Here is a 20,607-nt window from a genome sequence, read left to right as displayed (position 1 = left end):
CTCACCGCGTAACCGGCCACCGCCACGGCGCCGATCAGCAGTGTGAAGGCGTCGAAGCCGTTGCCGCCGAGCAGTCCGTTGAGGAAACCCGCCGCGACGGGCGGAACGCGCCCGGCGGCCGCATGTTCTTCGGGATCGCGCCCTTGGGCATCTGCGGACGGGCGGTGAGCGCCTTGAGCCGCTTGTCCAGCGAGTTGACGTCCTTGCCGGAGAGCGCGCGGGGCAGGCGCAGCAGCGTCGTGCGCAGCTTGCGGATGGGCAGCTCGCCCTCGTCCTGGCCGATCACGTAGTCGTGCAGGGGCGCGGAGCCGATCACCTTCGACAGCCGCCGCTTCTCCTGCCCGAGCAGGCCACGCACCCGCTGCGGGTTGCCCTCGGCCAGCAGGATCACGCCCGGCCGGCCGATCACCAGGTGGACCATGTCCATCTGGGTGGTGGAGCTGACCGCCGGGGTCACCCGCCAGTCACCGCGCATGTTCTCCATGATCTGCGCCGCCGCGCCGGGCTGGCCCTCGGCGGCGTTCATCATCGCCTTGTTGGAACGCAGGTTCAGCACGATCAGCACCGCGAGCAGGGCGAACAGGATGCCCAGCGGCAGCCAGATCCAGCCCCAGAGGATGACCGCGACCACGGTGAGGGCGAGCGGGAGCAGCACCGCGGCGGCGACCAGCGGCGCGAACCACCGGTCCTGCTTGGCGGTGAACTGGAACACCATCCCGATCTGCTTCAGCCGCTGGCCGAACGAGACCTTCTCCTGGGGCTTTGCCATGTCGCAGAGTCTAGTGGTCGCGGTCCGCCCCGTTGATCCGCGTCCGGGTGCCGGCGGGCTGAGTACCTTACGTCGCCTCAGCCGCCCGGGCAGGGCGGGTAAGGGGGGTGCCGCCGGGGCCAGCTCCGTCCTCGTCGGCCGCCACCGCGCCGCGCTGACGCTCGCCGAGCCGGCCGCGCCGCGCTGACGCTTACCGAGCCCGCCGGGCCGCGCTGACGCTCGCCGCCCGGCGAGGTCAGCGCGGCAGGTAGATCCGCCAGCCGTCGAGGGTGACCAGCTCCCGGGTGCCCGGAGCGGCGCGGAGCCGCTCGTCGAGGCTCGCCGCCAGGGACGAGCCGGTGGGAGCGACCCAGGCCGGCGCCGCCGCGCTGTCCACCTCCCGCCGGTACGCGGGGTAGCGGTCGAAGCCGGGGCGCAGCGTGTCGTCGACGACCGCGCAGATGACCTGCTCGGCGCTGGCGAAGGTCAGCCGGTTGCAGGTCCAGTAGCCGGCGCGGACGTGTCGTACGCCGAGCTGGCGCAGGGTGCTCACCAGTTCGGCGTGCCGGGCCTCGGCGGCCCGGCTCGCCGGCGCGGTCCGCGCGGCCTGGCCGGTGGCGGAGACGGCGCTGCCCAGCGTGGCGGCGAGCAGGACCAGCGCCACCGGTCGGGCGAGCCTCGGCCCGGTCCTGTTCCGCAGCACCGTCCACACCGGCCAGAGCAGTGCCGGCAGGGAGATGAGCAGGCAGGACAGGTAGCGGGAACTCTCCACCGGAGTGCGCCCGGACGTGCTGCTCACCGTGTACGCGGCGAGGGTGGCCACCGCCGCCAGCACGAGCGCCAACCGCACCGCCGCCGCGACCCGGGGCGCTGGTTCGGCCGACGGGCGGCGCATCGCCCGCCAGGCCGTGACGGCGGCGAGGACCAGCAGCACCGGCAGGGCGTACGCCCACCACAGCTGCCACGTCGCGCACCGCCCTGGGCCGCAGAAGCCCATGCCCAACGGCGGTCCCAGCAGCAGCCCGCCGTGCAGCCGGTCCGCCCAGCCGGCGGAGGCGTCCGCGCCGCCGGCGGCGAGTACGGCGTGCAGCGGGTTCCGCCCGGTCAGCAGGCTGTGCAGCAGCAGCGTGGCGGCGCCCAGCACGGCGGCCGCCCCGAGCAGTGCGCCGGCCGCCCCGCGCAGCTCCCGGCGTCGGAACCCGACGAGCACCGCCCCCGTCGCCACGACGTACGGCAGCACCAGCGGGTCGACCCAGAGCATCAGCCCGGCCAGGAACCCCCACGCCGCCCAGCGGACCCGTCGCCACCCGGGCCGGCCGACGACCAGGTCCACGGCGAGCACGGCGAGCGCAGCCCCGGCCGCGTTCATCTCGGGATAGCCGCCACCGGCGATCAGCTGGTTCTTGATTACCCGGTCGGAGCCGAGCGCGAGCAGCGCCACCACCAGCAGCCCGAACCAGCGGTCCCCGGTCAACCGCAGCGTCAACCGCCAGGTCAGCAGCAGGAACAGCACGTACAGGGCGAGCGTGGGCAGCCGCAGGCCGAGCAGCGACGGCCCGCCGGCCAGCGCGAACACGGGGGCGGCCAGGTACGCCTCCAGCGTTCCCATGTACTGCTGGCCGTAGAACCAGACCGGGAATCCCTCGCCCCGCGCGATGTGCAGCGCGGCCAACCCCATGGTGGCCTCGTCGCTGTTGGTGGGCGGCGCGGCGTGGCCCAGCAGCCAGAGCCGGTAACCCACCCCGGCGAGGACGGCCAACCCGGTGAGCCAGTCGGGGACGCCGAACCGCGTACCCGGCCGCGGGCGCGGGGAGTCCGCGCCGCGCGGCTGTTCGCGTACACCGGCGGTCATCGCACGATCATGGCATTCGGACGCCGAACGGCCGTGCGGCGCTGCCGGCGGGTCAGCCGGCGGTGACGACCGCAGCCTCGGCGCGGGCGTCGAGCGCCTGCCGGTAGAGCCGGCCCGCCCGGTACGACGAGCGCACCAGCGGCCCGCTCATCACCCCGGCGAAGCCGATCTCCTCGGCCTCCTCGCGCAGCTCCACGAACTCCTCCGGCTTGACCCAGCGGGTCACCGGGTGGTGCCGGGGCGAGGGGCGCAGGTACTGGGTGATGGTGATCAGCTCGCAGCCGGCCTCGTGCAGGTCGCGCAGCGCCTGCGACACCTCGGCCCGCTCCTCGCCCATGCCCAGGATGAGGTTGCTCTTGGTGACCAGGCCGTCGGCGCGGGCCTGTCGGATCACGTCCAGCGAGCGGTCGTAGCGGAACGCCGGGCGGATCCGCTTGAAGATGCGCGGCACGGTCTCCACGTTGTGCGCCAGCACCTCCGGGCGGGAGCCGAACACCTCGGCCAACTGCTCGGGGACGGCGTTGAAGTCCGGGATCAGCAGCTCGACGCCGCAGCCGGGCTGCAGGGCGTGGATCTGCCGGACGGTCTCGGCGTACAGCCAGGCGCCGCCGTCGGGCAGGTCGTCGCGGGCGACACCGGTGATGGTGGCGTACCGCAGGCCCATCGAGACCACCGACTCGGCGACCCGGCGCGGCTCGTCGGCGTCGAACTCGGCCGGCTTGCCGGTGTCGATCTGGCAGAAGTCGCAGCGCCGGGTGCACTGGTCGCCACCGATGAGGAAGGTGGCCTCCCGGTCTTCCCAACACTCGTAGATGTTGGGGCAGCCGGCCTCCTGGCAGACGGTGTGCAGCCCCTCGCGCGAGACGAGCCCGCGCAGCTGGGTGTACTCCGGCCCCATCTTGGCCTTGACCTTGATCCATGGTGGTTTGCGCTCGATCGGCGTCTCGGCGTTGCGCGCCTCGATCCGCAGCAGACGGCGCCCCTCGGGTGCGGCTGTTGCGGTACGCGCTGCCTGGCCGGTCGTCGGCGCGGAGTGCTCGATCGTCACGAAAACGAGCCTACGCCGGACGGCCATCGTCTATGTGCGTCAGGCGACCGGCGTCACGCCGTAGACGTTGTGACGCCGGACACCGGGCTGCCGAAAAAGGGCGTCACACCCGGCGGATCCGGTGCTACGGTCACCGCCAACAGCGACGACGGAGCCGAGTAGCGCCCGGACCCGCCAGTGCAGAGAGCCGCCGATGCTGAGAGGCGGTCTGGCACCGGTGCGCGAAGACCCTCCCGAGCTGCGGGCAGAACGGCGGAACGCCTAGTAGAGCCCGCCCGGCTGGCCCCGGTCATCAGGCGACGAACGAGGCCCCCGCTCCGGCGGGGGCGAAGGTGTGGTGGCACCGCGAGGTTCCCGCTCGCCCACACCTCCCTGGGGCTGATGCGACGTCGCCGCCCCGGTGGCGCCGTCGCGATCGACCGAGGAGCAGCCCGACATGCAACGAACCCTGTCCCACCACCTGCCCGCCCACGTCGGCGAAACCGTGCGGATCGCCGGCTGGGTGCACCGCCGCCGCCTGCTCAAGTCGGTGGCGTTCCTGATCGTGCGGGACGCCTCCGGCCTGGCCCAGGTCGTCGTCACCGACCCGGCCGTCCGCGCCGAGCTGGAGAAACTCACCGAGGAGACGGTCGTCGAGGTGACCGCGACGGTCACCGCGAACGAAACGGCGCCCGCCGGGGTCGAGCTGACCGAGCCGGCGATACGTCCACTCGGCTCGCCCGCCGTGCCCCTACCGTTCGACCTGTACCGACCGGTGCTCACCGCGAGCCTGCCCACCCAACTGGACAACGCGCCCACCGCGCTGCGCCACCCGACCCGCTCGGCCGCGCTGCGCGTCTCGGCGGCGGCGGTCGCCGGTTTCCGCGCCGCGCTCGACGCGCACGACTTCGTCGAGGTCCACACGCCGAAGGTGGTCAGCTCCAGCACGGAGAGCGGGGCGAACGTGTTCGCGTTGGACTGGTTCGGCCGACCCGCGTACCTGGCCCAGTCGCCGCAGTTCTACAAGCAGCTGATGGTCGGCGTGTTCGAACGCGTCTACGAGGTCGGGCCGGTCTTCCGGGCCGAGCCGCACGACACCGTCCGGCACCTCGCGCAGTACACGTCGCTCGACGCGGAGCTGGGCTTCGTCGCCGACCACCGGGACGTGATGGCCGTGCTGCGCGACGTCGTGGCCGGCATGCTGGAGGCGGTGGGCGAGCGGGCCGGGGGCGCACTGGCGACGCTCGACGTCACGCCGCCGCAGGTGCCGGCGGAGATCCCGGAGGTGCACTTCACCGAGGCGTTGACGATCGCCGGCGCGCCCGCCGACGAGCCGGACCTCGCGCCCGCCCACGAACGGGCGTTGGGGGAGTGGGCCCGCCGCGAACACGGGTCGGACTTCCTCTTCGTCACCGGCTACCCGATGGCGAAGCGACCGTTCTACACCCACCCGGACCCGGCGCGGCCGGCGTACTCCAACGGGTTCGACCTGCTGTTCCGGGGTCTGGAGCTGGTCACCGGCGGGCAGCGGCTGCACCGGCACGCCGACTACCTGGCGGCGTTGGCGGCGCGGGGCGAGCCGGTCGAGCCGTACGCCGGCTACCTGGACGCGTTCCGGCACGGCATGCCGCCGCATGGCGGCTTCGCCATCGGCCTGGAACGGTTCGTGGCGCGCCTGCTCGGGGCGGCCAACGTCCGGGAGGTCACCGCCTTCCCGCGGGACCTGCACCGGCTGACGCCGTGAGTGAAGCGGCCCCCGACGCGCCACCGCCGGGGGCCGCTGCTCAGACCTCGACGAGGGTGGACAGTCGGCTCTCGACCACCGGCAGCACGTCGGCGACGGTGATCGGACGGCCCAGCTCGGCGGTGAGCGAGGTGACGCCGGCGTCGCGGATGCCGCACGGCACGATCCGGTCGAAGTGCGTGAGGTCGCAGTCGCAGTTGATCGAGAAGCCGTGCAGGGTGACGCCCCGGGCCACCCGGATTCCGATGGCGGCCACCTTGCGGGCGGGGCCCCGGTCGTCCTCGGGCACCCAGACGCCGCTGCGACCCTCGACCCGGCCGGCGGTCAGCCCGAACTCGGCGCACACGTCGATCAGCAACTCCTCGGTGCGACGCACGTAGGCGACCACGTCCACCGGGTCGGGCAACCGCAGGATCGGATAGCCGACCAGTTGCCCCGGCCCATGCCAGGTGATCTTGCCGCCGCGGTCCACGTCGACAACCGGGGTGCCGTCCGTCGGCCGGTCCCACGGCTCGGTGCGCTTACCCGCGGTGTAGACGCTCGGGTGCTCCAGCAGCAGCACGGTGTCGCCGCGCTCGCCGGACACCACCGACTCGTGCAGGCGGCGCTGCTCGTCCCAGGCGGCCTGGTAGTCGAGCAGGCCGGCGCGGACGGCCGTCAGGCCGGAGGTCGTCGTCGTCACGGCGTCCAGCCTAGTCCCGCCAACCGCTCCGATCCCTGGTGAGCCGCCTCACCGGACCGGTCAGGCCGGTGGAATGCGCCAGAGCCAGACGTCGTCGACCCGTTGCGGCTCGCCGAACAGGGCGGTGGCGGTACGCCGGACCGCGTCCTCGTCGACCGGGAACTTCGCGCCGTGCACCTCGTCGGCGAGCACCACCGTCTCGATCCGCCAGTGCCGCAGGTCCGATCGGACCTCCCGGATCGTGCCGTCGGTGACGATCGGCACCAGCCCGGTGCGGCCGGCCTGGTCCATCAGCGCGCTCAGGGTGCGCGGCACCGGACCGATCCGGCCCCGCCCGTCCGGCCCGCCGGGCCCGAGGAAGAAGCCGCCCGGGATCCTGAACTCGCCCTGCCGGTGCGACAGCGCGTACGCCTGCCAGCGCTGACCGTCCGGGTAGATGTCCACGGGCAGCGGCACCGGCGTGAGCACACCGTCCGGCGAGACGTACTGCCGCCAGGTGCCGGACGTGATGAACTGCGGAATCGGCTCCCGCTCGTGGGTCAACAGCGGTGTGGGCAGCAGCGGCAGCAGGGCCACCGCGAACCCGAGCGCCCAGGCCAGCTGCGTCGAGCGGTGCCGCGGTGGCGCGGCGCGCAACTGGTCGACGGTGTACGCCAGCAGCACCCCGATCACCGGCGCCACCACCAGGGCCAGCCGGGCGGGCAGCGCGGCGTTCACCACCGGCAGCTGCCCGAGCAGGTCGAACGGCATCGGCAGGTCGGTGCGCCGGCCGTCGACCTTCGCGACCGGCCCGAAGGAGAGCACCGTGAAGATCAGCGCGAGGGCGCCCAGCGCCCAGAGGGTGGCGCGACGGCCGGCGTCGGCCCGCCGCCAGAGCGCGACGAAGCAGACCACGGTGAGCACGAGCAGCCCGATGCCGAAGAACGAGTTCTCCTCCGTCGGGTTGGGCGCGAGGGAGGTGCCCAGGCCGACCTCGCCGGCCAGCGAGCGGCGCGGGAACGCCGCGAACGCGGCGATGTCCTCGGAGTGGATCACCGGGTCGAAGCCGGTGCCGTGGAACCGCTGTGGCCCGGCGAAGTGCAGCCACAGCGGGTACGACAGCAGCACCGCGGCCACCACCGCGGTCACCGCGAGCCCGCGCACGAAATTGGGCAGCGCGGCACGGGCCTCGGCCCGTCGGGCCGGGTGCAGCGCCCAGACGGCGACGAAGACCCCGAGCGCGAGCGCGGTGAAGAAGAGGCCCTCGGCGGCGATCGAGAAGGCCACCGCCACCAGCACGCCGAGGATCACCCCGTCGCGCAGCCAGTGCCCGGGGCGGCGCAGAGCGAACAGCCGCCAGATCAGCAGCGGCACCAGCCAGCCGGCCGTCCAGTTCAGGTGGGCGTTGGCGTGCGAGACCATGCCGGGGGAGTAGGCGATGAACAGGCCGCCCACCCCGGCGGCCAGCCGGCTGCGGACCAGGTGCCGGGAGAGCAACCAGTACCAGGCCAGCGCGGTGGCGAACAGGTTCAGGGTGAGGATCACCAGGAACGTCGCCGGCGCCCCGATCAGGTACGTGAGGGGGGCGAAGACCACCGCGTACACCGTGATCGACGTGTTGACGGCGAGGTTGACGCCGTCCGGGACGTTGATCAGGTACGTGAAGAGCGGGTTCTCCCCGTGGGTGACCGCGTGCCCGCCGAAGGCCAGCAGCCACTCGAAGAGCGCCTGGTCGCTGGAGTTGACGGTGATGGTGCGCACGTTCGGGTCCCGCCACAGGCCGCTGGTCACCCACACGGCGAGCGCGAGCGCCACCAGCACGACGATCAGATCGGCCCGGCGGTCCCGGACGACGCGCGGCGGTGACGCGGGTGCGGGCCCGGTGGCCAGCGACGGGGAGGACGGCACGCAGCGGACGTTACCAACCGGACCTGGACAGGCCGGTCAGACCTGCGAGGAGGGGACCGTTGTTGTCGCCTGAGGTTGTGGAGGACTCGCGTGCCCGCCGTCGACGGTTCGGCGTACACACCGGCCGCGGTGAATGTGTGAGTGTGCGCCATGTCATAGCGGCGACACATCGACGTAACGTCTCGGCAATTCGACCGTGACCCAGTTCACAGTCCGCTCCCCAGGAGGCCGCCGTGCGCCGCTCCTCGTCCACCCTCAACCGGCTGATCGGTGCGGTCGCCGGGCTCGTCCTCGCCGCGGCGGGCGCGATCACCCTCGCCACACCCGCCCAGGCCGCCACCCTCACCCAGGTCACCGGGTTCGGCTCCAACCCGGGCAACCTCGCCATGTACGCCTACCGGCCGGACAACCTGCCGGCCAACTCCCCGGCCGTGGTGCTGCTGCACGGCTGCACCCAGAACGCCTCCGGCTACTTCGCCAACTCCGGCTGGCAGAAGTACGCCGACCAGTGGAAGTTCGCCCTGATCGTCGCCCAGCAGCCCTCCGGCAACAACGCCAACTCCTGCTTCAACTTCTTCGAGGCGGGGGACACCGCCCGGGGCCAGGGTGAGGCGCTGTCCATCAAGCAGATGGTCGACCACGCCAAGGCCAACTTCGGGGTGAACGGATCCCGGGTCTACGTCAGCGGTCTCTCCGCGGGCGGGGCGATGAGCGCCGTCATGCTCGCCACCTACCCGGACGTCTTCGCCGCCGGATCGATCATCGCGGGCATCCCGTACCGCTGCGCCACCAGCATGGTCAACGCGTTCAGCTGCATGAACCCGGGCGCGGACAAGACCCCGGCCGCCTGGGGCGACCTGGTCCGCGGCGCGTACTCCGGCTACACCGGCCCGCGGCCCCGCGTGGCCATCTGGCACGGCACCTCGGACACGACGGTCACTCCGCTCAACGGCACCGAGTCCCGCGACCAGTGGACCAACGTACGGGGGCTCTCGCAGACCCCGACCAGCACCTCGTCCCTGCCCGGCAACACGAGCCTGGAGGTGTACGGCAACGACGAGGTACGCCTCTACCGGGTCTCCGGAATGGGGCACGGCACCCCGGTCGATCCGGGTTCCGGGGCCGAGCAGTGCGGCACCGCCGGCGCCTACTTCCTGGACACCATCTGCTCGACGTACCGCGACGCGCTCTTCTTCGGCCTGAACGGCGGCGGCACCGGCCCGACCCCGACGGCCACGCCGACCGCCACCCCCACGCCGACCCCGACCACGCCGCCGACCTGCGTGACGGCCAGCAACTACGCGCACGTGGCGGCCGGTCGGGCGTACCAGTCCGGCGGCTACGCCTACGCGAACGGCTCCAACCAGCAGATGGGCCTCTACAACACCTTCTACACCACCGCCCTGAAGCAGACGGCCCCCAACTACTGGGTGATCGGCTGCTGACCCCCCACCCACCGCCCCGGTGATCAAGAGGTTTGCGTCAGATTCCGGCCCCCGGATGACGCAAACCTCTTGATCATCAGGGGTGATCAGGCGGTGAGGGCTGCGTGGAGGGCTTCCGGGAGGGTGGGGTGGCGGAACGGGTAGCCGGCCTGGGTCAGGACGTGGGGGAGGACTCTGGTGCTGGTCAGGGCCTCGTGGGCGAAGCCGCCCAGGGCCACCTTGAGCGCCAGCCCGGGAATCGGGATGATCGCCGGGCGGTGCAGCTGCCGGGCCAGCTCCCGGGTGAACTCGGCGTTCGTCACCGGGTGCGGCCCCACCACGTTCACCGGACCGGCGATGTCGGCGTGGGCCAGCAGGAAGAGGGTCGCGTCCAGCCAGTCGACCATCGAGATCCAGGGCAGCCACTGCCGACCGCTGCCCAACCGGCCGGCGATGCCCAGCCTGAACGGCAGCAGCTGCGGCTTGAGCAGTCCACCGTCACGGTGCAGCGGCAGCCCGGTGCGCAGCCGCACCACACGTACCCCGGCGTCCTCGGCCGGCCGGGTCGCGGCCTCCCAGACCCGGCAGACGTCGGCCAGGAAGCCCTCGCCGGCGGGCGCGTCCTCCTCGACCACCCGGTCGCCGGTGTTGCCGTACCAGCCGACCGCCGAGGAGTTGAGCAGCACCCGAGGTCGGTCGGCGGCCGGTAGCCCGGCGATGGTGGTCGCGAGGGTGCTGGTGCTGTCCACCCGGCTGGTGCGGATCAGCCGCCGGTAGTCGTCGTTCCAGCGCTTGTCGCCGACACCCGCGCCAGCCAGGTTGACCACCGCGTCCGACCCGGCGACCGCGGCCGGGTCGAGCTGGCCGGCCGCCGGGTCCCACTGCCGCTCCCGCGCGTCGCGTGGTGGCCGGCGGACCAGCCGGGTGACCTGGTGCCCGTCCCCGGTGAGCCGGTCGGCCAGCCGGGTGCCGAGGAAGCCGGACGCGCCGGCCAGAAGGATCCGCATGCCTCCATCTTCGTCCATCACCGGGTCGGTGGGTGCGGTGCGCGCCGGCCGTCAGGCCGCTCCGACCGGGCGCAGGTCGGCCAGGAGGCGCTCCACCTCGGCGTACGCGTCGGGGGCCAACGGGCCCAGCTCCAGGGTGGCCAGGTTCTCCTCGGCCTGCGCCACCGTGCGAAGGCCGGGGATGGGCACGGTACGCGGGCTGCGGGCCAGTAGCCAGCCGAGCGCGCCCTGCGCGAGGGTCCGCCCGTCGGCGGTGAGCGCCGCGCGCACCTGCTCGACCCGGGCCGCCCAGCGTGGCGTCGGCCGGCCGTCGGTGAACCAGTGCAGCCACTCGGGTGCCCGCCCCCGGACGTCGTCCGCGCCGACCGCCCGGGTCGAGCCGGTGAGCAGCCCCATCGCCAGTGGCCCCCGGTTGAGGCTGGCCAGGTCGTGGCGGTCGCAGACGGCCAGAACAGCGGCATTGTCGCTCAGCACCGACTCGTCGTGCTGGATGGCGACGCAACGGGCCCCGGCCGCCGCGAACGCCTCCGCCGAGGCGGGGTCGTCGGTGCTCCAGCCGTACGACCGGATCTTGCCCTGGTCGACCAGGTCCTCCAGGGTGGCGACCAGGTCGAGCGCGGCGGGCACCGGCAGCGCGTTGATGTGCAGCTGGTAGAGCTCGACGTGGTCGGTGCCGAGGCGGCGCAGTGAGTCCTCCAGGCTGCGTACCGCGAACGCCGGGCTGGCGTCGGTGCCCAGTGCCCGCCGGGTCGCCTCGTCGCTGACGTTGCCGAACTTGGTGGCGATCACCGCGCTGTCGCGTCGGCCGGCCAGCGCCCGGCCGAGGATCCGCTCGCTGTGCCCGGCGCCGTAGTTGCTGGCGGTGTCGAACAGGGTCACCCCGAGGTCGAGCGCCCGGTGGATGGTGCGGACGGATTCGTCGTCGTCCACCTCGCCCCAGCCGAACGGCTGCCCGTCGTCGCCCCAGAGTGGGCCGCCGATCGCCCAGCACCCCATCCCGATCGCGCTCACCTCGATGCCGCTGCGTCCCAGCGTTCGTGTCATCGTCATGCGGTCCAGCCTCCAATCTGGAGTGCGCTCCAGGTCAAGGGCTACCATCGCGGACATGACCGGTTACGCCCCCGCGGAGGCCGCCCGGCGCAGCGGCTTCAGCCTGGACACCCTGCGGTACTACGAGAAGATCGGCCTGCTCGCCGACGTGGAGCGCACGGCGGGCGGGCAGCGGGTCTTCACCGACGACGACCTCGGCTGGCTGGTGCTGTTCCGCTGCCTGCGCGACACCGGGATGCCGATCGCCCAGATGCGCCGCTACGCGCAGCTGGCCCGCGAGGGCGAGCACACCGTGGACGAGCGCCGGGAGCTGCTGCGACGGCACGCCGAGCAGGTGGAGGAGCAGATGCGGCTGCTCCAGCGCCAGTACGACCACCTCCGGGAGAAGATCCGCTTCTACGAGCGCCTGCCCACAGCCGAGCAGCCGACAGCCGAGCAGCCGACAGCCGGGCAGCCCGCGGCGACCGCCCTTTCCGGCGGCTAGGCGGGCCGACCGGTCAGCCGGCGGGTGGCGCGGTCAGGCCGAGAAGGTCCTCGGCCGTTCCTGATCGGTCGCCGAGCGCGTTCAGCGCGGCCACCAGTCGCTTCTCCTCGTACCGGAAGTGCGACTCCAGCAGCGCGGCCAGCCCGTCCAGCTCGGCGCGCACCTGGTCGGTCGGCATCGACGTGTCAGCCGCCAGCAGCTCCTCGACCCGGTGCAGGATCCCCGCCACCACCTGGTGGTCGGTGATCAGGTTCGTGATGACCGGGCGTAGCTCGGGGACCTGGTCGGCCAGCAGCCGGAACGCGCCGTCGTCCTCGCCGGTGTGGTGTCGGCCGAGGGCGGCACAGAAGCTCAGGCAGTGTGCGCGCAGGTCCCGCGACCGGCCGGCGTCGTCGGCGTCGCCGAGGCTCTCCCGGAGGCGGGCCAGCTCCGCGCCGAGCCAGAGGTGGATCTCGATCATCTGGTTGCCGACGGCGGCGAGCCGGTCGGCGGGTGAACTCTTCGGGTGCACGTTCGTCCCATGCTGTCCCCGCGCCTCCATGCCCACGGCGGCCTTCGTGCCGGGTGCACCGCGACGCTGCGCCGGAGTCTAGCCCCGCGGGGTCACGGCGTGGTCGGCTCGTCGGGCTCCCGCAGGTCGTGCCAGCGGGCGCGCCAGGCGGCCTCGTGTGCCTCGTGGCTGGTCCGCTCCTGGAAGACGGCGGCGCGGAGCGCGTGCCGGGATTTCGACATCACCATCACCTCCACGGCCACCAGCGCCACGCAGATCGCGGTCGCCAGGGTGAGGGCGCCCAGCGCGGGCAGGCGCTGACCGATCGGCAGGGCCGCCGTGAGCACCACGATGACGCCGACGCGGGTCCAGCTGACGGTGTGCAGGGTGCGGAGTTGGAACAGCATGTTGACGGTGAAGTAGCAGACCAACCCGCCGAAGAGCATCGGCACCGCCGGTCCCTCGACCTTTTCGGCGATCCCCCCGACAGGGTCGGTGATCTTGTGTAGGACCTCCTCGTTGCCGATGGAGAGGAGGATCACCCCGGCGATCATCGGCAGGTAGAGGTACGCGTACGCGTCGCGGGCCATCGCCACCCGGGGGCCACCCTCGGCCGCGTGCAGGGCGATCCGGGCGGCCGGCCCGATGAAGTCGAAGTGCGCCCACCAGAGGGCGGCGGTGATCACGATGCCGAGCGTGGCGGCCGCGACCGCCGGCCAGGTGACCGGCTTGCCCAGCAGGTTGCCGCCCACGCCGGTGGAGATCACCGACTCGCCCAACGCGATGATCAGGATGAGGTCGTAGCGCTCGGTCCAGTGCTCGGCGCTGGTCACCCCCCAGCCCCAGGTGCCGACGATGAACCCGGTGGCGTACTGGACGACCACCACGGTGATCCAGAGCCCGTCACGGACCATCGCGGCCTGACCGGGGTCGGCGATCTGCGGTGGGATCAGCGCGGCGGCCAGCAGCAGCACGATGCTCACCGCCAGCTCGGGGGCGAACCGCCGCAGTTGCCGGCGTTCCTGTGGGCTGTCCCGCACCACATGCTGGTAGAGGATCATGTGGACGGCCCGGACGACCACGTAACTGACGGCAACCAGCATCGGTCCGGCGGTGCTGCCCTTCGGGTCGGTGAACGCCTGCGGCAGCGCCAACGCGAACGCGAACAGGGCGGCCATCGCGATCACCATGAGCACCGGGACGTAGCCCTCGCCGAGCCGCACCCGGGTGGCGACCAGGCTGTGCACCACCCAGATCCACCAGAGCACGGCGAGCACCAGGCCGGCGTGCAGCAGTTGCCGGCCGGAGATGTTCGCGGCGGTGGCCCGGGTGATGATGAAGAACGAGAAGACGAAGACCAGGTCGAAGAAGACCTCGAACTTGTCCACCCGGGCGCCGGGGGCGATCGGGACGGCCGGCCCCAGTCGCCGACCCCGCCGGTAGCCGCCCACGGTCCCACTCTGGCAGCGTCCGGCCTGGCCGGAGGCCGGAACGGGTCAGTCCGTCCGGCGGTGGCGCAGGCCGTCCATCAGCAGGTCGAGCAGCCGGTCGGCCTGGTCGCGCTCGCCGGCGGCGAGGCTGATCCCGCTCAGGCCGGCCAGCACGTCGGCGACGTCGACGTCGGCCCGGACGGTGTCGGCCGCGACGCTCGCGGTGAGGAGCCGACCGAGCGCCTCCAGCAACCGGTCGCGGCTGTGGGCGTACGGGTTGGCGCCGGAGGCGATCACCAGACGCAGGGCGTCGGCCATGCCGCGCTTGGTGGCGAGGTAGTCGACGAACCGGGACATCCAGGCCCGCAGCGCCTGATCGGGCGCCAACCGGTCGAGCAGTTCCGGCGCCGCGTCACAGAGCTTGCCCAGCTCGTTGCGGTACGTCGCCTCGACCAGGGCCTCCCGGGTGGGGAAGTGGCGATAGAGGGTGCCGATGCCGACGCCGGCCTCCCTGGCGATGGCGTCGAGCGTTACCTCCGGGCCGGGGCGGGAAAACGCCTGGACCGCGGCTTCCAGTAGCCGCTCGCGGTTGCGCAGCGCGTCCGCCCGCAGGGGGCGGGGGCTGGTCTCCGGCACGTCTCCTCCTTGGCTGGTGCGGGCCGACAGTTCCTCGTCGAGTGGTATCCGGAGGGAACTCCGGTTAGCCTCGGCCTTAGCGGAGGATCCTCCGCTTCCATCGTACCGGCGGGCCGGTCGGTCCGCCCTCCCCGAACAAGGATGGATCATGACGACGAGCAACCCGATCACCACTCCGTTCGCCCATCACTCCACCGCCATGGACGTGATCCGGGGCGTGGACCTCGTCGGGCGGCGGGTGATCGTCACCGGCGGATCGTCCGGCATCGGCATGGAGACCGCCCGTGCCCTCGCCAGCGCCGGCGCGGAGGTCACCCTGGCCGTGCGCAACACCGACGCCGGCCGAAAGGCCGCCGACGACATCACCGCCACCACCGGCAACGACCGCATCCTCGTCGCCCCGCTCGACCTCGCCGACCAGGGATCGATCGCCGACTTCGTGGCCAACTGGGACGGCCCCCTGCACATCCTGGTCAACAACGCCGGCATCATGGCCGCGCCCCTGAGCCGGACCCCGCAGGGCTGGGAGATGCAGTTCGCCACCAACCACCTCGGGCACTTCGCGCTCGCCACCGGGCTACGCCCGGCGCTGGCCGCCGGCGACGGCGCCCGGATCGCCTCGGTCAGCTCCGCCGCCCACCTGCGCTCACCGGTGGTCTTCGAGGACATCCAGTACGACCGTCGGGAGTACGAGCCCTGGCAGGCGTACGGGCAGTCGAAGACGGCCAACGTGCTGTTCGCCGTGGAGGCGACCCGCCGCTGGGCCGACGACGGCATCCTCACCAACGCGCTGATGCCCGGCGCGATCCGCACCAACCTCCAGCGCTACGTCAGCGAGGAGGAGCTGAACCGGCTGCGTGCCGGCAACGCCGCCGCCTGGAAGACCGTCGAGCAGGGCGCCGCCAACTCGGTGCTGGTCGCCGCGTCGCCGCTGCTCGACGGCATTGGCGGGCGCTACTTCGAGGACTGTCAGGAGGCCGCCCCCGCCCAGCCCGGCGGGCGGACGGGCGTCGCCGATTACGCCCTGGACCCGGAGGTCGCGGAGCGGCTCTGGGAGGTCTCGACCGCCCTGCTGAAGGGCTGAGGACCGGAGAAACGAGAGGACGCCCCGGTCGACGACCGGGGCGCCCTCTCGGCGTTGACGCAGGATCAGGACAGACCCAGCTCCGACTCGAAGTTGCCGGCCTCCAGCCGCTCCTTGACCGCGGTCAGGAAGCGGGCCGCGTCGGCGCCGTCGATCAGCCGGTGGTCGTAGGACATGGCCAGGTAGACCATCGACCGGATCGCGACGACCTCGCCCAGCTCCGGGTCGTTGACCACGACCGGCCGCTTGACCACGGCACCCGTACCGAGCATCGCCGACTGCGGCGACGGCACGATCGGGGTGTCGAAGAGCGCGCCCCGGCTGCCGGTGTTGGTCAGGGTGAAGGTGGCCCCGGCCATCTCGTCCGGGGTGATCTTGTTGTTCCGGGTGCGCTCGGCCAGGTCGGCGATCCGCTTGGCGATGCCGCCCATGTTCAGCTCACCGGCGTTGTGGATGACCGGCACCAGCAGCCCGCGCTCGGTGTCGACGGCGATGCCCAGGTGCTCGGCGGCCGGGTAGGTGATCGTGCCGCCGTCCAGGTCCATGCTCGCCTGGATGATCGGGTACGTCTGGAGCGCCTCGATGGCGGCGAGCGCGAAGAACGGCAGGAAGGACAGCTTCACGCCGTGCTTGGCCTGGAACGACTCCTTCGCCCGCGCCCGCAGCTTGGCGACCCGGGTGACGTCCACCTCGACCACCGTGGTGAGCTGGGCCGTCTCGTGCAGCGACTGCTGCATCCGCTTGGCGATGGTCGCCCGGATGCGCGGCAGCTTCTCGGTGGTGCCCCGCTTGCCGCTCGGCTGCGGCTTCGCGGCCGGCTTGGCCGGGGCCGCCGACGGCGCGGCGGCCGGCTGTGCGGCGGCGGGGGCGCTTGGCAGCCTTCGCCTTCTCGGCCGCGTCGAGGACGTCCTGCTTGCGGATCCGGCCGCCCACGCCGGTGCCGTTGAGCGAGGACAGGTCGACGCCGTGCTCGCTGGCCAGCTTGCGCACCAGCGGGGTGACGTACCCGGCGCCGTCCTCGCCGCCGGCCGGCGCCGGCGCCGACGGACGCTGCGGCGTCGAGGTCGGGGCGGACGGCTGCGCGGCCTGCTCGGCCTTCGCCGGCTGCGCCGAGGTCTCCGCCTCCGCGGCCGGCTCGTTGTACGACATGCCCGGGGTGGGCTCCTCGACCTTCGGCGCCGGCTCCGGCTCGGCCTTCGGCGCCGGCTTGGCCTCCGCCTTCGGCTCGGGCTTCGGCTCGGGCTTCGCCGGGGCGGGGGCCGCTCCAGCCGCACCGATGATGGCCAGGTCGGCGCCGACCGCGGCGGTCTCGTCCTCGGCGACCTTGATTTCCAGTACGGTGCCGGCGACCGGCGACGGGATCTCGGTGTCGACCTTGTCGGTGGAGACCTCCAGCAGCGGCTCGTCCACCTCGATGGTCTCGCCGACCTGCTTGAGCCAGCGGGTCACCGTACCCTCGGTGACGCTCTCACCCAGGGCCGGCATCTTCACCGCGGTGCCCTCGCCCGCCGGTGCGGCGGCCGGAGCCGGGGCCTCGGCCGGGGCCTCGTCCTGGGCCACCTGGTCGGCGGTGCCCTCGGCGGCGGCGGTCGGCTCGGCGGCCGGCTCGACCGACTCGGCCGGTGCCTCCTGCTGCTCCTGCGGGGCGGCCCCGCCGCCGCCGGTCGACTCGCCCTCACCGGCGATGACGGCCAGCTCGCTGCCGACCTCGGCGGTCTCGTCCTCGCCGACCACGATCCGGCTCAGCACGCCCGCCGCGGGCGACGGAATCTCGGTGTCGACCTTGTCGGTCGAGACCTCGAGCAGGGGCTCGTCGACCTCGACCGTGTCGCCCTCCTGCTTGAGCCAGCGCGTGACGGTGCCCTCGGTGACGCTCTCGCCGAGCCGGGGCATGGTGACCGATACCGGCATTTTCTCCAGACTCCTTCATTCCCCTAGGGGATCTTCGCCCGTCGCCGGACGCCGCGGGTTGGTTGATCAGGCGTGCGCGTGCAGCGGCTTGCCGGCGAGGGCCAGGTGCGCCTCGCCCAGGGCCTCGTTCTGGGTCGGGTGGGCGTGCACGAGCTGGGCGACCTCGGCCGGGTACGCCTCCCAGTTGTAGATGAGCTGCGCCTCGCCGACCAGCTCACCCACCCGGGCGCCGACCATGTGCACGCCGACCACCGGGCCGTCCTCCACCCGGACCAGCTTCACGAAGCCGGTGGTCTTGAGGATCTGGCTCTTGCCGTTGCCACCCAGGTTGTAGTTGTACGTCTTGACCTTGTCGGCGCCGTACTGCTCCTTGGCCTTCGCCTCGGTCAGGCCCACCGACGCCAGCTCCGGGTCGGAGTAGGTGACCCGCGGGATGCCGACCTCGTCGATGACCGCCGGAGTCTGCCCGGCGATCTCCTCGGCGACGAAGATGCCCTGCTGGAAGCCGCGGTGCGCGAGCTGGAGGCCCGGCACGATGTCACCGACCGCGTAGACGTTCGGCACGCTGGTGCGCAGCCGCTCGTCGGTCAGCACGTAGCCGCGGTCCATCTTGACGCCCTGCTCCTCGTACCCGAGGTTGGCGGTGTTCGGACCGCGACCGACGGCCACCAGCAGCAGCTCGGCCTCGACGGTCTCGCCGCCGGAGATCGTCAGCTTGACGCCGCTCTCGGTCTTCTCGACCTTCTCGAACGGCTTGCCGACCTTGAAGTTGATCTTCCGCTTGCGGAACGCCCGCTCCAGCGCCTTCGACGACTCCTCGTCCTCGGCGGCGACCAGCCGGGGCAGCGCCTCGACGATCGTCACGTCCACGCCGAACGACTTCCACACGCTCGCGAACTCGACGCCGATCACGCCGCCACCGAGCACGATCACCGACGACGGCACCCGGTCCAGGGTGAGGGCGTGGTCGCTCGTGATGATCCGCTCGCCGTCGACCTCCAGGCCGGGCAGGCTCTTGGCGTACGAGCCGGAGGCCAGCACGACGTTGCGGCCGGTGTAGCGCTTGCCGTCCACCTCGACCACGTTCTTGCCGACCAGCTTGCCGTGGCCCTCGACGACGGTGATGTTCTTCGAGCCGCCCACCAGGCCCTGCAGGCCCTTGTACAGGCGGGAGATCACGCCGTCCTTGTACGAGTTGACCCCGGCCATGTCGATGCCGACCAGCTCGGCCTTGATGCCGAACTGCTCCGACTCGCGGGTCTGGTCGGCGATCTCGGCCGCGTGCAGCAGGGCCTTCGTCGGGATGCAGCCGTTGTGCAGGCAGGTCCCGCCGAGCTTGCCCTTCTCGACCAGCGCGACGGAGAGGTCCAGCTGGGCGGCGCGCAGGGCGGTCGCGTAGCCGCCGCTGCCACCTCCGAGAATGACAATGTCGAAGGTCGCTTCGTTCGGCTCGCTCACGTCCAACTCCCAGGTCGCGTCACTGCATTCGGGGGTCACGGAGGTGTAACACGGACACACCCCACCTCGGTCATCTTGTCACCACTGGGCACAGGGTGCGTAGTGAGGTGCCCAACGACACGTCATCGACACGTACCCTTGGCACCGTTGTCGATGACGCTAGATGGGGGAGAGGTCCGGTGGGGTTGTTCCGGCGCCGCAAACAGGCGCGTGTGCTGAGCCACGACCGCGCGGCCGACCGAGGCGATCTGGCCCATCTGGAGAACTTCATCCGGAGTCGTCGCGGCGTCGAGGCGTTCATCGAACCGCGTACGACCGTGACGGAGACCACCGTCATCCTGATCGCCGACGACGGCGAGTGGACCCGCCGGCGGATCGACGGCCCCGACGGCGCCCGGCGCTTCGCGTACCGGATGGGCATCCCGGTGTACGACGTCCGGCTGATGGGCTACCCGCAGCGGATGCGCGACTTCAACGAGCGTCGCAAGCGCCGCCCCGAGCGGTAGTGGGACGCAAGGAGGGGCCCGGCATCGGCCGGGCCCCTCCGCTCGCTCGTCAGCCGTTGGCGGCGACATCCTCGACCAGCTGCACCAGGGTCCGGACCGGAACGCCGGTGCCACCCTTGGTCCAGTAGCCGGTCGGCTCGCCGGAGTGGTAGCCCGGCCCGGCAATGTCGATGTGCGCCCAGGCCACGTCGTCGGTCACGAACTCGCGCAGGAACACCCCGCCCTGCAGCATGTGACCGGCCCGGTCCATCCCGGCGTTGACCTGCGAGATGTCCGCCACGTCGGAGTCCATGCCCTTGCGCACGTCGTCGGGCAGCGGCATCGGCCAGGCCGGCTCGCCGACCGCGTCCCCGACCACCCGGACCCGCTCGCACAGCTCCGGGGTGCCCATCACGCCGGCCATCCGCTTGCCCAGCGCGATCACCTGGCCGCCGGTCAGCGTGGAGGTCTCGAACAGGTAGTCGGTGCCGTCGGAGCAGGCGCGGGCGATCGCGTCGGCCAGGACCATCCGGCCCTCGGCGTCGGTGTTGAGCACCTCCACCTTCTTGCCGCTGTACATGCTGATCACGTCACCCGGCCGGTAGCTGGAGCCCGACGGCATGTTCTCCGCCATCGGCAGGTACCCGCTGACCGCCACCGCCGGCTTCAACGCCGCGATCGCCAGCATGGCGGCACCCACCGCGGCGGCGCCCGCCATGTCGGACTTCATCTCCCACATGCCCTGCGCCGGCTTGATCGAGATGCCGCCGGTGTCGAAGGTGATCCCCTTGCCGACCAGCGCGACCCGCTTGCCGTTGCCGCCGTCCTGCGGGGTGTAGGTGAGCTTCACCAGCCGCGGCGGAGCCTCCGAGCCCTGACCGACCGCGATGATGCCGCCGTACCCGCCAGCGGCCAGCGCCGCCTCGTCCAGCACCTCGACCTCAAGGCCCGCGTCGCGGGCGGCACCGGCCACGGCGTCGGCGAACGACGGCGGACGCAGCTCGTTCGGCGCGGTGTTCACCCAGTCCCGGCTGAGCCGGACCGCGCCGGCCACCGCCTGCGCCCGGGTGATCTCCGCCTGGGCGCCCGCGTCGCCGGCGTCCGGCACCGCGATGAGTACCTCGGCCACCGGCTCCCGCCGGGACGGCTGCGGCCGGGTCTTGTAGCCGGCGAACCGGTATCCGCCGAGCAGCGCGCCCTCGGCCACC

17 protein-coding genes and 1 pseudogene are annotated in these 20,607 nt (G+C 72.4%); 5 read left to right on the top strand and 13 right to left on the bottom strand.

Annotated elements, in window-relative coordinates:
- Positions 1-34 precede the first annotated feature (34 nt).
- The 3 genes from JNW91_RS19885 to lipA all read right to left on the bottom strand — a co-directional run bounded on the left by JNW91_RS19885 (position 35) and on the right by lipA (position 3,675).
- Positions 35-769 carry a DUF4191 domain-containing protein gene (locus JNW91_RS19885; RefSeq protein WP_203177037.1) on the bottom strand — a complete coding sequence of 245 codons (735 nt, stop codon included), beginning with the start codon at positions 767-769 and terminating at the stop codon, positions 35-37.
- A 235-nt stretch (positions 770-1,004) separates the two neighbouring features.
- Complete coding sequence (locus JNW91_RS19880; protein WP_203177036.1) at positions 1,005-2,600, bottom strand: hypothetical protein; 1,596 nt, start codon at positions 2,598-2,600, stop codon at positions 1,005-1,007.
- 52 nt (positions 2,601-2,652) lie between these two features.
- Positions 2,653-3,675, bottom strand: coding sequence for a lipoyl synthase (lipA, locus tag JNW91_RS19875; protein ID WP_203177035.1), 1,023 nt, complete (start codon positions 3,673-3,675; stop codon positions 2,653-2,655).
- 409 nt (positions 3,676-4,084) lie between these two features.
- Between lipA and aspS the strand changes: the two genes are divergently transcribed.
- The gene (gene aspS / locus JNW91_RS19870) at positions 4,085-5,371 is read left to right on the top strand and encodes an aspartate--tRNA(Asn) ligase (protein WP_203177034.1); all 1,287 of its coding nucleotides are present in this window, start codon (positions 4,085-4,087) and stop codon (positions 5,369-5,371) included.
- A gap of 40 nt (positions 5,372-5,411) precedes the next feature.
- On the opposite strand, the gene lipB is transcribed toward aspS, so the two are convergent.
- Together lipB and JNW91_RS19860 are read right to left on the bottom strand one after the other, a co-directional pair.
- Positions 5,412-6,053, bottom strand: a complete 642-nt coding sequence (lipB, locus tag JNW91_RS19865) for a lipoyl(octanoyl) transferase LipB (RefSeq protein ID WP_203177033.1) — start codon at positions 6,051-6,053, stop codon at positions 5,412-5,414.
- Between the two features lie 60 nt (positions 6,054-6,113).
- Positions 6,114-7,940 (bottom strand): DUF2079 domain-containing protein, encoded by a 1,827-nt coding sequence (locus tag JNW91_RS19860; RefSeq protein ID WP_203177032.1) that lies wholly within the window; start codon positions 7,938-7,940, stop codon positions 6,114-6,116.
- A gap of 233 nt (positions 7,941-8,173) precedes the next feature.
- On the opposite strand from JNW91_RS19860, the gene JNW91_RS19855 reads away from it, so the two are divergent.
- A complete protein-coding gene (locus tag JNW91_RS19855) occupies positions 8,174-9,385 on the top strand; it encodes an extracellular catalytic domain type 1 short-chain-length polyhydroxyalkanoate depolymerase (RefSeq protein ID WP_203177031.1) in 1,212 nt (403 codons plus the stop codon).
- Positions 9,386-9,471: 86 nt separating this feature from the next.
- On the opposite strand, the gene JNW91_RS19850 is transcribed toward JNW91_RS19855, so the two are convergent.
- Positions 9,472-10,371 (bottom strand): TIGR01777 family oxidoreductase, encoded by a 900-nt coding sequence (locus tag JNW91_RS19850; RefSeq protein ID WP_203177030.1) that lies wholly within the window; start codon positions 10,369-10,371, stop codon positions 9,472-9,474.
- Positions 10,372-10,422: 51 nt separating this feature from the next.
- Positions 10,423-11,421 carry an aldo/keto reductase gene (locus JNW91_RS19845; RefSeq protein ID WP_203177029.1) on the bottom strand — a complete coding sequence of 333 codons (999 nt, stop codon included), beginning with the start codon at positions 11,419-11,421 and terminating at the stop codon, positions 10,423-10,425.
- 55 nt (positions 11,422-11,476) lie between these two features.
- Here JNW91_RS19845 and JNW91_RS19840 point away from each other — a divergent pair, with 55 nt between their 5' ends.
- Positions 11,477-11,905 (top strand): MerR family transcriptional regulator, encoded by a 429-nt coding sequence (locus JNW91_RS19840; RefSeq protein WP_203177028.1) that lies wholly within the window; start codon positions 11,477-11,479, stop codon positions 11,903-11,905.
- A gap of 13 nt (positions 11,906-11,918) precedes the next feature.
- Here the strand turns inward: JNW91_RS19840 and JNW91_RS19835 are convergent, their stop codons facing one another.
- The 3 genes from JNW91_RS19835 to JNW91_RS19825 all read right to left on the bottom strand — a co-directional run bounded on the left by JNW91_RS19835 (position 11,919) and on the right by JNW91_RS19825 (position 14,461).
- Entirely contained in the window at positions 11,919-12,416 is a 498-nt protein-coding gene (locus JNW91_RS19835) for a hemerythrin domain-containing protein (RefSeq protein ID WP_309244429.1), read from the bottom strand.
- Positions 12,417-12,508: 92 nt separating this feature from the next.
- The gene (locus JNW91_RS19830) at positions 12,509-13,846 is read right to left on the bottom strand and encodes a low temperature requirement protein A (RefSeq protein WP_203177026.1); all 1,338 of its coding nucleotides are present in this window, start codon (positions 13,844-13,846) and stop codon (positions 12,509-12,511) included.
- Between the two features lie 45 nt (positions 13,847-13,891).
- Positions 13,892-14,461 carry a TetR/AcrR family transcriptional regulator gene (locus JNW91_RS19825; protein ID WP_309244428.1) on the bottom strand — a complete coding sequence of 190 codons (570 nt, stop codon included), beginning with the start codon at positions 14,459-14,461 and terminating at the stop codon, positions 13,892-13,894.
- Positions 14,462-14,609: 148 nt separating this feature from the next.
- Between JNW91_RS19825 and JNW91_RS19820 the strand changes: the two genes are divergently transcribed.
- Positions 14,610-15,545, top strand: a complete 936-nt coding sequence (locus JNW91_RS19820; protein ID WP_203177025.1) for an SDR family NAD(P)-dependent oxidoreductase — start codon at positions 14,610-14,612, stop codon at positions 15,543-15,545.
- 65 nt (positions 15,546-15,610) lie between these two features.
- On the opposite strand, the pseudogene sucB reads toward JNW91_RS19820, so the two are convergent.
- Positions 15,611-17,456, bottom strand: a pseudogene (sucB, locus tag JNW91_RS19815) (2-oxoglutarate dehydrogenase, E2 component, dihydrolipoamide succinyltransferase).
- 66 nt (positions 17,457-17,522) lie between these two features.
- The gene (gene lpdA, locus JNW91_RS19810; protein WP_203177024.1) at positions 17,523-18,953 is read right to left on the bottom strand and encodes a dihydrolipoyl dehydrogenase; all 1,431 of its coding nucleotides are present in this window, start codon (positions 18,951-18,953) and stop codon (positions 17,523-17,525) included.
- A gap of 140 nt (positions 18,954-19,093) precedes the next feature.
- On the opposite strand from lpdA, the gene JNW91_RS19805 reads away from it, so the two are divergent.
- Complete coding sequence (locus tag JNW91_RS19805; protein WP_203177023.1) at positions 19,094-19,420, top strand: hypothetical protein; 327 nt, start codon at positions 19,094-19,096, stop codon at positions 19,418-19,420.
- A 49-nt stretch (positions 19,421-19,469) separates the two neighbouring features.
- Here the strand turns inward: JNW91_RS19805 and JNW91_RS19800 are convergent.
- On the bottom strand, positions 19,470-20,607 hold a 1,138-nt coding region (locus tag JNW91_RS19800), incomplete at its 5' end, for a leucyl aminopeptidase (RefSeq protein WP_203177022.1).

It is taken from the genome of Micromonospora parastrephiae (assembly GCF_016802865.1).
Classification (GTDB): Bacteria; Actinomycetota; Actinomycetes; order Mycobacteriales; family Micromonosporaceae; genus Micromonospora; species Micromonospora parastrephiae.
Note: the sequence above shows the minus strand (reverse complement) of the source record. Positions and strands in the feature narration are given on the sequence as shown.